Below are 12,032 nucleotides of genomic sequence, written 5' to 3' on the forward strand. Positions count from 1 at the left end.
AACCTCACGAGTCTTCGATACCCCAAAGAAGCACCTGTCTCCCTCTGTGAGTGATCCTTCGATGAGAGAGGTCTGGGATGACACTCGGCACCTGTCGACACACTCGTTCCGAATCGTGTCGCGACGAGCGCAGGAGATCACCGAGAGATCAAACCGTCGAGAAAAAGACGGGATCCTGGAAAGACCGGGAAACAGGAGCGTTTGGGAGAAATTTTCGCTTTAGTCTAGCAGCAGTGTACGCGATGTCAAATCGTCTTGATGACTTGCCCGCGCCGTTTCAGACTCGGCAATGACGGCCCACACGTCACAAAAAGCTCCTCGAACTGGACTGAGCTGTGCGGAGCAATTGCATGGCGACGATCCCCCAGCGGTCAGAACCTCTTCAATCACCGACGGATCGAGTGACTCCTGTCAAAGAGAGGTCATCCTTGCGAGTTCGTCGAGTGAACCGACGAACTCACATATCTTCGGTCCGGCCCCGGACCTTTCCGAAAAAACACTCCAGGAGGAACACTCCTTCCTCCACCATTGAAGACCGCTCAAGAAAAGTCCCACATCCTTCAGACAAACTCAGACTCGGAAACAAATCAAATTGTTACAATCCCAAAACGAAGGTCCTCCGCCACACACACAAACCCCGGTTTCAACCGTTCGATTCCATCAAGCGAGAACCTTATTACGCCAGGATGTCCGTGATGATCCTCCCCTCGTCGGTTGGTCCGATCAGGCGATTCTCAAGCCCCTGATACGGCACACTGAAGCGATACGGATCAAGGCCAAGGAGGTGGAGGATGGTCGCTTGAAGATCCCGAATCGTGACCTGATGCTCAGCCACATGATAGCCGATCTCATCCGTCGATCCGTAGGCCATTCCTGGCTTGATCCCGCCGCCGGCCAACCACATGGTGAAGGCATCCGGGTGGTGGTCGCGACCGACGAACCCAGGCTTCAGCTCGGTATTGACGTTGTTCTGCATCATCGGAGTGCGGCCGAACTCGCCTCCCCAGACCACGAGGGTCTCGTCGAGCAACCCTCGCCGTTCGAGGTCAATCAGCAAGCCGGAAACCGCCCGATCGATCTGACGGCATTTGATCGGCAATGTCTCGTCGATCGACTCGCCTGGCGATGAGCCGTGATGGTCCCATCCCCAGTCATACAGTTGAACAAATCGAACACCTCGCTCAACGAGCCGCCGGGCGAGCAGGCAATTGTTGGCGAAGGTCGGGTCATCTCCTTTGTAGAGCACCCGCGGGTCATCCGCAGACTCGGCCTCGGAAACATAGCCCGGCGACGCACCGTAAAGGTCCAGCACTTCGACCGGCTCCCGAGCAAGGTCCATCGCCTCAGGAACCGACATCTGCATCCTGTACGCCAATTCGAACTGCGCAATGCGGGTCAACGTCTCGGCATCTCCCACCTGCGCGAGTTGCAGCTCATTCAACTCGCGCAGGGCATCAAGCGTCTTACGCCGCAGCGACCGGCTCATTCCGTCTGGGTCGGAGAGGAACAGCACGGGATCCCCATCAGTTCGGCACTGCACCCCTTGATAGACCGACGGCAGAAAGCCCGAGCCCCACACGCTCTTGCCCGCGTCGGGAACCTTGCCTCCGGAGCAGAGCACAACGAAGCCCGGCAGATCTTCCGCCTCGCTTCCCAGACCATAAGTCGCCCAGGAGCCCATGCTCGGGTTCCCTGGCCTTGCCTGACCTGTATGCACAAACAACTGCGCAGGGGCATGATTAAATTCGGTCGTGGACATCGACCGAATCACGCAGGTCTTGTCCACCACCCTTGAGAAATGGGGCAAGAGTTCACTGATCCACTGACCCGACTGCCCATGCCTCGAATACGTGAACTGCGGCCCGAGCATCTTGGGAGTTCCCTTGATGAACGCGAACCGCTTGCCCTCCAGATACTCCGCCGGGCAGTCCTTCCCGCTGAACTTCGTCAATTCGGGCTTGTGCTCGAACAGATCAATCTGTGACGGCGATCCTGCCATATGCAAATAAATGACAGACTTCGCCCTGGGCACATGCATGGGCGGCTTCGGCGCCATCGGATCGTCGATGCCCGTAGCCGCGCGACCTTGCAACGCGCCCAGGGCAATCGCCCCGAGCCCCAGCCCAATGCCGCCGAAGAAGTGCCGTCGCGTCTGGGCCAGCGCCCGCTCATGCTGCATGTTCATCGCGTGCGATCCTCGATGCGGTGCGGGTCAGGGCCGGGTCAGCGTCTCATCCAGGTTCAAGAGCACGTTCCCGACAACGGCCCACGCAGCCAGTTCCATCGGGTCGACTCCCTCGTCACATGCGGGAGCGTTGGCCGACTCCAGGAAGGCATCGGCGGCTCCTGGCTCGGCACGGAACTCCTCGATCGCCTCATGAAAGAGGCCGTCGAGTCGTTCGACCTCCGTTTCGGTCGCCGGTCGACCCAGTGCGAGTTGAACACCCTGAGCCGCGATGGTGCGTGGGTTGGGCCCAGCTTCTGTGGCCATGCGACGACCAAGCGCGGCGGCGGCCTCGACAAATGCCGGATCATTCAAGGTGACCAGGGCTTGCAGCGGTGTGTTCGTGCGGACTCTTCGGATGGTGCACACCTCCCCTGATCCGGCATCGAAGGTTGTCATCGACGGGTAAGGACTCGTCCGTCTCAAAAACGTGTACAGGGCCCGCCGATGTCGATCCTCCCCAGTGCTCGTTTCCCACTTCAAGGTGCTGTAGGCCGCCCGCCACAGCCCCGGTGGTTGCGGCGGCATGACCGATGGCCCACCGACCTTCGTTGAGAGCAACCCGGCCACAGCGAGCGCCTGGTCGCGGATCGTCTCGGCGGGAAGGCGGAACCGAGGGGACCGACTCAGCAGCTCGTTTCGTGGATCTGCCTCGACCTTCGACGGGTCCTGACGCGACGATTGTCGGTACGTCGAGGAATTCACGAGAAGTCGGCAGAGGTTTTTGAGTGACCAGCCCAGTTCGTCGCGATACGCGATCGCCAGCCAGTCGAGCAACTCTGGATGCGTCGGCGGTGCCCCTTGAAGCCCGAAGTCCTCCTCCGTCTCGACCAGCCCCACCCCCATAATCCGCGCCCAGACGCGATTCACAGCAACCCGAGCGGTTAGGGGATTCTCCTCGGAAACCAGCCATCGAGCCACCGCGAGGCGGTCGGGATTCCTCCCCCGCGGCAGCGAGCCGAAGGCGTCGGGAACCGACGGGGACACTTCCTCTCCTGGCTCCAGAAAGTTGCCTCGCTGGTGAATCCTTGTCGTCCGTCGACGGTCATCGGGAAGCTCTTGAAGGATCGGAGTCCTTGCAACCGTCTCCTGCAACGTCTTCAGCTCCGCCTCGGTGTCCTCAATCTGCGCATGGATCGACGCGGTCGGCTCATGATTGCGACGATAGGCCTCGTTGAGCCGTTGTTGATCCTCCGAGGTCCGTTCCTCAATCGGTTGTGCGGCCAGTTCCTCCAGCGATCGCAACTGAGGTTCAAGTGATTTGGGATCCTCGGTATCGGTGGTTGAGATTCGAAAACACCCGAGTTGCAGCCTTGGGTAATTCTGCTCGATCGTCACGACCAGCCGTGCCCCTTCCATCTCCAGGGGTTCGGCCAAGGTCAAAAGAATCACATGCGGTTCATCGTTCTTCGGTGCCCAGGCCCATCCGGTTTCAGGGTTACCATCGACCGCGAAGGCGGCCGAATACCCCTTTTGCTCGAAGTCGGCCCGAGCCTCCGACACCTCCAACACCACCGGGTCGGCCTCGTCCCCGACCGAGTGCATAGCGAGCCGAAATTCAGAAATCACAGCATTTCGATCATGCGCCGCACGGCCGGGCCCACCCTGAGGCAAACTCGGGTCCTTGAGGACTTCGAGCCGAACCGCCGTCACTCGCTCAGGAACCACCAGTTCCAGCGTAAGGGTTTCACGATCCTCATGAGGCCCGGAGACAAGCACCGACGCATCCTCACGGACTTCAAGTGATGCACGACTCGCGGCCTCAGCCTTCGTGATCGTCGCCCGTCGCCACAGATCGGCCTTCGCAATCGCGGACTCCCAGGCTCGTTGTCGCTCAGTCTGTTCGGGAGAATCGCGCCAGAAGGCCTCACGAAGCTCGGCCAGACGCGCTTCCAGCGCGGCCGATTGCTCCGACTGCCAGGGAGTCGGCATTGGCCGGGTCGGGGCATCATCGAAGCGGTCGGCGTCTTCGGTCTGATTGAAGATGGCGTAAAAGGCGTAGTAATCCCGTTGAGAGATCGGGTCGAACTTATGGCTATGGCACTTGGCGCAACCCATTGTCAACCCCATCCAGACCTGCATGGTCGTGTCCACGCGATCCTTCACGGCCGCGACGCGGAATTCCTCGTCGTCGGTCCCTCCCTCGTCGTTGGTCATCGTATTGCGATGAAACGCGGTCGCGAGGATCTGGTCATCGGTCGGATCGGGCAAGAGATCGCCCGCAAGCTGCTCAATCGTGAAGCGATCGAACGGCATGTCATCGTTGATTGCCTCGATGACCCAGTCGCGGTAGCGCCACATGGTGCGGGGCTGATCTTTCTCATATCCCTTGGTGTCGGCGTAGCGGGCCAGGTCGAGCCAGGTGCGTGCCCAGTGCTCACCGAAGCGAGGCGAATCGAGTAAGCGTTCCACCAGCCGCTCGTAAGCATCGGGGCGGTCGTCGTTCACGAAGCGCTCGACCTCTTCAGGACTGAGCGGAACGCCGGTCAGGTCAAGCGCCAGACGACGTGCCAGGGTGTACCGGTCGGCCTCGGGCTCAGGTTCCAGACCAACCTGGGCAAGGCGAGACCGCACGAACACATCGACAGGATTGAGGACACCTTCTTCAAGGGCTTCGGGCAACTTCGGCAGTTCCGGCCGAATCAACGGACGGAACGACCAGTGCGTATCAAACTCTGCTCCGGTCATGATCCAGCGCCTGAGAAGTTCTTGATCCTCAGCCGATAGCTCATGCCCGCTCTCCGGTGGTGGCATCTGGTCGATCGGGTCGTCGGATTCGATTCGGAAGATGAGCTCACTCGCCTCGGGATCACCCGGAACGACAACGGCATAACCATCCCGATCTCTGACGACATCCTCCCGAAGATCAAGCCGGAGATTCCCCTTGCGCTCAGCCTCGTCTGGACCATGGCAGGGCAAACACTGGCTCGTGAGAATTGGTCGGACCTCTCGATTGAAGTCCGGAGCCTCCTGAGCCTTGCCCGTCGAAGCCAGGGGCGACCACCAGGTCAGGGCCACTGCCAGTACCATCGCGGCCCAGCGACCACAAACAGACCGCCAACCATCGCGTTGTTGCACACTCATCAGAGGCACCGCTCGCTTCAACCCCGATCCGCGAAGGGGAACCGCGGACGGGCGGGTTCAGGAGGGATTGGGCAAAATCCGGAGTCACCTGCAGGACCTCATCCCCTGCGCGTTCCGGACGATGGCTCCATGATGACCCAGCCCCCTCCCACGTCGCAAGGGGCCTTCCAACTGGTTCAATCCTTGAAGCAACCCCTCGGATCGTTCACCGATCAATCCTCTCCTTCGGCCAGATCAGCCTCCTCCGGCGGCAACCCATTCCAATCCGGCGGCTCAACCCCAAGCAGGTGCCGCACGAAGAAATCCCGACGGCGACGATCGCCATATCGACTGCCTCCGGCTCCGTGCCCAGCGCCCGGAATGACCAGAAGATCAAAATCCTTGCCCGACCGAATCAACGCATCAACCACCTGCATCGTCGAGGCCGGATCGACATTTCGATCCAGTTCACCGACCGTGAGGAGCAGTTTGCCCCGGAGCCTGTGAGCGTTCACGACATTCGACGATTCTTCATAGTGCGGTCCCACCGGCCATCCCATCCATTGCTCGTTCCACCAGATTTTGTCCATCCGATTATCGTGACACCCACAATCGGCCACGGCCACCTTGTAAAACTCGGGGTGGAAGAGGAGGGCCCCCAGCGCATTCTGACCTCCCGCCGATCCGCCATAGATCCCGACCCGAGACAAATCCATGTATGGCCGATCGACCGCTGCTGCCTTCATCCAGGCAATTCGATCCGGCAACCCCGCATCGGCCAGATTTCGCCAGCAAACGTCGTGGAACGCCTTGGACCGCCAGTTCGTGCCCATTCCGTCGATCTGAACCAGAAGAAACCCCAGCTCCGCGAGCCGTTGCGGACCATGCAACGCCGAGAATTCCTTGGGCACAAACGCCCCCTGTGGGCCGGCGTAAATCTGTTCGATCACCGGATAGTTCCGCGACGGATCAAAGGTCGTCGGCCGAAAGATAACCCCATAAATCTCGGTTTCGCCGTCGCGTCCCTTGGCCACAACTCGCTCAGGAACCTGCCATCCGCTCGCCATTAACTCCGACGCATCCGCTCGTTCCAGCTCACAGACCAAACGGCCATCCTCAGCCGATCGCAATGCAATCACTGGTGGCAGATCCACGCGAGAATAGGTATCGATCAGAAATCGTCCGTCCGGCGAATACTCGATCGAATGCGTCCCATCCCCTTCCGTCAAGAGGACCAAACCAGTACCGTCAAAGTTGACTCGTGCATGGTGAATGAAATACGGGTCCTGGTTCGGCACGATTCCTCCGGCTCGAAACCAGATCTGCCGGGCCTCCTCATCCACTCGATCCACCCCTCGAACCACCCATTCTCCTTGCGTGACCTGCTGCTTCAGCTCCCCTGTACCGGCATCAAAAAGAAAGAGATGATTCCACCCATCCCGCTCCGAAGCCCAGAGAATCTCGTTCGAGTCGTCCAGGTATCGACAGAAGAACTTTTGGCTGTAATCAATAAACGTCTCGCTTGCCTCCTCGACAAGGACGCGGGCTTCGCCCGTCTTTGCATCCACAGCGATGATTCTCAGGCACTGATGACCCCGCTCGTTGAACAAAAACGTAAATCGTGATGAATCCGACGACCACCGCACGTCACTGATACGCCAGGGGTTGGCATACAACTCGTCCCGAATCGAGATTTCCTCGCGTGCGTCTATATCGAACAGATGGGGCCTGGAAACGTCGACCTGATCCCCTGGCTTGAGATAATCATACGAGTCGAGCTTTGGCTGAAGCTGATCCTGTGGAGACGACTCAATCAGATAGACCTTCCGACTGTCTCCCTTCGCTCTCCGCATGGCGACGAGTTTCGTCGAGTCAGGAGACCAGAAGACCCGAGCCTCGTAGCTGTCGGCCTCGCTGCCTTCCTCGGAAAGTCGGAACTCCTCGCCGGACTCGCGATCGCGCACAATGACATTATGATCCTGAATCGATGCCACCCAGCGACCATTCGGTGACTGCCCCATCTCCCCCCGCTCCGTCCGCCTCCGGTTCGATCGTTCTCGGGGAGGCGGAGGAGGCACCTCCTGATCCTCCTCGATCTCGAAGCGAGCCGGCTGATCTTCCGCCTCGAAGCGGTCAATTTCACGCCCCTCGCCATCCTCAACCGACCAGACATGCCCACCGAAGGTATGCTGCCGCCGCTCCTCTCCCTTCGGAATCGTGCCATAGCTCCGAGGGTGTCCCGACGGATCGAGCCAGATCAACGAAATTGGTCCCGAAGTGCGGTTCACCACAAGGATCTCGGTTTCCTTTCCGGTTCGTCGACTGGCCTGGGGGACTGCGTTCCGCTGGCGAGACGTCGGCCGATCCTTCGGTTCGGCGGTGCTCAGTTCCGCAGTCTCGGCATCAAGCTTCCACCACACGTCATCGACCTGGAGCACGAACGATCGATCATCGTCCGCCCATTCGAGCCGATCGATCGGTAACCGATCCGCTTCGACCGCTTCTCCCAGGGTTTCCGCCAAAGCTTCGGCCAGTTGCTGGTGGTCGAAGGCCGGTCGCCGTACCGCCTGCTCAGGCTCAACCACGACGAATTCCCGGGCATCGCCGGGAAGATCGTTTCGATACCAGAACCGCGTCTGATCCGCCGACCAGTGGGGTCGAACGCTGGTCTTGTAGACTGTGCCTCGCGTTCTACTCCGTAACTTGTCGGCCCGGCGATAATCGGCCAGGGTCCCCTGAGCCATCACCGGTTGCGTGGACCACCCGATTGCGAGCACCAATCCCACGAGCATGAGGACCGACTTCGACCTGTTCATCAGCTTGCGGACTCCGGAGAATTGCCGGGAGGCGTTGACGGAACAAACGCCCACACCCATCACGTCATTGTGCGCTCCAACCCGACAAACATCGAGCGTTCATCGGCGTTTCCGCATTCCTCGAGTCGGTCCCTACGACGATCGCCGCCCCGCGTCTCTCCTGTTGCGTCCATCACAAGAAACGTTCGCTCAACCCAGCGGACCCGCCCCATCACCATCCTCTCCAAGACTCACCCGGCAATCGTGTACCAGGACGCCTTGATCGCAGACCTCATGATCGCTCAGAATCCTCATCTTCGTTCTGTTGGTGGCGAGTTCATCAGGTCCTGGTTTCCAGGGAGTGCCAGACGTGGACGCGAAGGCCGCATACGACGAGTTGGTTCAACGGTGCCGCGAGTGGTCCACCCTCGCCTCGTGCGCGGCCTTGCTCTCCTGGGATGAGCAGACCTTTATGCCGTCTGGAGGTTCCGCCTTCCGCGGCAACCAGCTTGGCTTGCTCGCCGGCCTGGAACACGAACGCGCCACCGACCCAACCCTGGGCGACTTGCTCGCAACGGTGGAAGGTTCCGACCTCATCGCCGATCCTGAGAGTCCCGAGGCCGTCAACGTCCGTGAGATTCGGCGATCGTTCAACCGCAAGACCAAATTACCCCGGGAACTTGTTGAGGAACTTGCACGGGTCACCTCGACCGCGCAGCACGAATGGGTCGCCTGCCGTCGGGCTCACGATTATCAACGCTTCCTCCCCTGGCTCGATCGAATCGTCACCTTGAAGCGGCGCGAGGCCGAGTGTGTCGGTCACGCTTCAGGGGACCTGTATGACGCACTCCTCGATGAGTACGAACCCGGGGCCTCGGCCGCGACACTTTCTGCGCTGTTTGCCACCTTGCGAGCCGAGCTGGTGCCGCTGGTCGAGGCCATTGCCGGTTCATCGAACCGTCCCGATCCGTCGGTTCTTCGCGGAACCTTCCCGATTGAAACGCAGCGGATGCTCGGAGAACTGGTTGCCGCGTCAATCGGTTTCGATTTCGAGCGTGGACGCCTCGACACCTCCGCTCACCCGTTCTGTTCAGGCATCGCGCCGGGTGATTGCCGGATCACCACCCGCTACCGGAGCGACGATTTTGAAGAGTCCTTCTTCGGCGTTCTCCACGAGGTCGGCCACGGTCTCTATGAACAGGGACTGCCCGCTGACCGCTTTGGCACGCCGATGGGCGAGTCCGTCTCGCTCGGCATTCATGAATCGCAATCGCGCCTCTGGGAAAACCTCGTTGGCCGCGGTCGGGCCTTTTGGACCTTCTGGTTCCCGATCATCAAACGCCTCTTTCGAGGCTCACTCGGCTCTGCGAACCTCGACACGTTCCACCGCGCCGTCAACAGGGTTGAACCATCCCTGATCCGAACTCAGGCCGATGAAGTCACGTACAATCTTCACATCCTCATTCGCTTTGATCTGGAACGGGCCTTGCTTTCGGGCGATTTGCCCCCGGCCGACCTGCCGGGAGCCTGGGACGAGGCTTACCGCCGCGATCTTGGCGTCGTCGCTCCCGATGTCGCGGACGGCTGCCTCCAAGATGTCCACTGGTCGGCGGGTCTGATCGGCTATTTCCCAACCTACACCCTCGGCAACGTCTATGCCGCCCAGCTTTTTGATGCAGCCTCCCGCGAGCTTGGCGATCTCGACGCGACCCTGGCCCGGGGCGATTCCCAGCCCTTGCTCGACTGGCTCCGCGGCCAGATTCATCATCACGCCCGTCGCTATCGTCCCGCCGACCTGATCACCCATGCAACCGGCTCCGCTCCCGAGTCGAAACCTTTGATCCAATCGCTCCGATCCCGCTACGGAATGGCCTATGGCCTCTCGACGCAGTGACCCAGACCCGTTTCCCAAGGCCGCCATCTTCGGAACCTCGTCTCGAATCTCGCTTGCGAGGTCCTGGACCTTGTGGTACGACGATCTCCATACCGATGAGCAGGGGGCGGCCCGGAGGGAACCGGCCGGGAGGCGTCAGGGACCACGCCTCCATTCCCCGATCGGTCCAGGTGTGACGTACTCCGACCTTCATCGGCCGGCCCCCGACATCCCCGGAGGACCGTCGGCCCCGGGAGGCCGATTCCCCCGATGAGTGCTTTCGACGACCTCGGCGACCGTCCGACGGGTAACTCGCTCGTCATCATGATCCCGGTCTTCAACGACTGGGTCGCCCTGGACTTGCTCCTCCCAGAGCTCGACCGCGTCTTGCAAACGCACCGGATGTCGGCCGACGTCCTCGTAATCGACGACGGCTCATCCACCGAGCCTCAGTCGGCCGATCGGTCGTACAACGCACTCGGACGTGTCGATATCTTGCCACTCAAGCGAAACCTCGGGCATCAACGCGCCATTGCGATCGGACTCGCCGTCGTGGCCGATCGGCTGCCAGGCTGTCAAACGCTGGTCGTCATGGATGGCGACGGCGAAGACGACCCCCGCGACATTCCCCGGATGCTCGATCGTTACCGCGCCGAGGGATGCCGGAAAATCGTTTTTGCCGATCGCACCCGGCGCTCAGAGTCCCTCAAATTCCGCTTCTTTTATCAGCTCTATCGAATGGCCCATCGGGTCTTGACCGGATTTGACGTGCGGGTCGGCAACTTCAGCGTCATCCCCCGATCGGTCCTGGAACGACTGGTTGTCGTCTCCGAACTTTGGAATCACTACGCCGCCGCCGCCTTCAATTCCAGGCAACCGCATTGCAGCGTGTCAACGGTCCGAGCCCGACGTTTGCACGGTAAGCCGACCATGAACTTCGTCCGACTTGTCGTCCACGGACTCAGCGCGATCTCGGTCCATAGCGAATTGATCGGCGTGCGAATGTTGATGGTCGCCTTCGTTCTGATCCTCCTGGTCCTGCTCAGCACCGTCGCCGCCGTCATCGTTCGGCTGGTGACCCCGCTGGCAATCCCCGGCTGGGCGACCACGGCGGTCGGCATCTCGCTTGTTTTGCTTGCGCAGGCGGTCATGCTCGCGCTCCTGTTTTGCTTCGTGACCCTCAGCGGCCGGCAAGGGCTCACGTTCTTGCCCATCCGCGATTATGGCTATTTCGCAGGTCCGCTGCGTAATCTCTATCCGGGTGAATCATGAGCCAGTACACCTACGAGGGTTCGGAGCTTGACCTTTTCGCCGATGCCAGGGTCTGGAAGTCGAACCTTCAGCGTCAGCTTGCCCCCTTCCTCGGTGCCGAGGTGCTGGAAGTCGGGGCCGGATTTGGCGGAACGACCCGATTTCTCTGCAAGGGCAACCATCAACGTTGGGTCTGCCTCGAACCCGACGACACCCTGGCCTCCCGACTCGCCGCGTCCATTGCCGACGGTTCCTTGCCGCCCTGCTGCCAGGTTTCGGTCGGAACGACGGCGGATCTCTCCGACGACTCCTTCGACACGATTCTCTACATCGACGTGGTCGAACACATCGAACACGACGCCGAGGAACTTGCCCGCGCCGCGACGCTTCTCAAGCCTGGGGGCCATCTTGCGGTCCTCTCTCCCGCTCATCAGTGGCTCTACACCCCGTTTGACCAGTCCATCGGTCACTTCCGACGCTACAGCAAGCGATCGCTCGCGGCCCTCTCTCCCCCGGGCCTGGATCGAGTCCGATTGCGGTATCTCGACACGGCCGGGCTCCTTGCGTCGCTCGGCAATCGTCTGGTCCTGAAGAGCGCCATGCCCAGCCCCCGACAGATCGTCTTCTGGGATCGCTATCTGGTCCGGGCTTCGCGTGTTCTCGACCCCTGCTTGAATTATCAACTTGGCAAATCGGTGCTTGGCATCTGGAAACGACCGATGTCAGCCCCCCGGTCCGTATGATTCCGGATCGCCCCGAAGACCCGATCGCCCCTGGTTCTTGACGCCTCAATGGGGGATAATCGGCAAACGTTGCCCTTCTCCGT

General features: G+C 60.7%; 6 protein-coding genes. 3 read left to right on the forward strand and 3 right to left on the reverse strand.

Annotation, left to right across the window (positions count from 1 at the left end):
- Positions 1-676: 676 nt before the first annotated feature.
- From GA615_RS12360 to GA615_RS12370, 3 genes are all read right to left on the reverse strand, one after another.
- On the reverse strand, positions 677-2,185 hold the full coding sequence (locus tag GA615_RS12360; RefSeq protein WP_152051617.1) for a DUF1501 domain-containing protein: 1,509 nt from the start codon (positions 2,183-2,185) through the stop codon (positions 677-679).
- A 27-nt stretch (positions 2,186-2,212) separates the two neighbouring features.
- Positions 2,213-5,308: a PSD1 and planctomycete cytochrome C domain-containing protein gene (locus tag GA615_RS12365; protein ID WP_152051618.1), complete on the reverse strand. Its 3,096-nt coding sequence runs from the start codon at positions 5,306-5,308 to the stop codon at positions 2,213-2,215.
- A gap of 212 nt (positions 5,309-5,520) precedes the next feature.
- On the reverse strand, positions 5,521-8,103 hold the full coding sequence (locus tag GA615_RS12370; RefSeq protein ID WP_235905373.1) for a prolyl oligopeptidase family serine peptidase: 2,583 nt from the start codon (positions 8,101-8,103) through the stop codon (positions 5,521-5,523).
- A 349-nt stretch (positions 8,104-8,452) separates the two neighbouring features.
- On the opposite strand from GA615_RS12370, the gene GA615_RS12375 reads away from it, so the two are divergent.
- The 3 genes from GA615_RS12375 (at position 8,453) to GA615_RS12385 (ending at position 11,949) form a co-directional block, all read left to right on the forward strand.
- The gene (locus tag GA615_RS12375) at positions 8,453-9,976 is read left to right on the forward strand and encodes a carboxypeptidase M32 (protein WP_152051619.1); all 1,524 of its coding nucleotides are present in this window, start codon (positions 8,453-8,455) and stop codon (positions 9,974-9,976) included.
- A gap of 249 nt (positions 9,977-10,225) precedes the next feature.
- Positions 10,226-11,227, forward strand: coding sequence for a glycosyltransferase (locus tag GA615_RS12380; protein WP_152051620.1), 1,002 nt, complete (start codon positions 10,226-10,228; stop codon positions 11,225-11,227).
- On the forward strand, positions 11,224-11,949 hold the full coding sequence (locus tag GA615_RS12385; RefSeq protein ID WP_152051621.1) for a class I SAM-dependent methyltransferase: 726 nt from the start codon (positions 11,224-11,226) through the stop codon (positions 11,947-11,949). The genes GA615_RS12380 and GA615_RS12385 overlap by 4 nt, the downstream gene beginning before the upstream one ends.
- Positions 11,950-12,032: the final 83 nt, after the last annotated feature.

The sequence above is a fragment of the Tautonia marina genome, from assembly GCF_009177065.1.
GTDB classification, from domain to species: Bacteria; Planctomycetota; Planctomycetia; order Isosphaerales; family Isosphaeraceae; genus Tautonia; species Tautonia marina.

Bases quoted from the DNA above. Each gene is read 5' to 3' on its own strand.
- GA615_RS12380 (WP_152051620.1), top strand. From the start codon at position 10,226: ATGAGTGCTTTCGACGACCTCGGCGACCGTCCGACGGGTAACTCGCTC.
- GA615_RS12365 (WP_152051618.1), bottom strand. From the start codon at position 5,308: ATGAGTGTGCAACAACGCGATGGTTGGCGGTCTGTTTGTGGTCGCTGG.
- GA615_RS12360 (WP_152051617.1), bottom strand. From the start codon at position 2,185: ATGAACATGCAGCATGAGCGGGCGCTGGCCCAGACGCGACGGCACTTC.
- GA615_RS12370 (WP_235905373.1), bottom strand. From the start codon at position 8,103: ATGAACAGGTCGAAGTCGGTCCTCATGCTCGTGGGATTGGTGCTCGCA.
- GA615_RS12385 (WP_152051621.1), top strand. From the start codon at position 11,224: ATGAGCCAGTACACCTACGAGGGTTCGGAGCTTGACCTTTTCGCCGAT.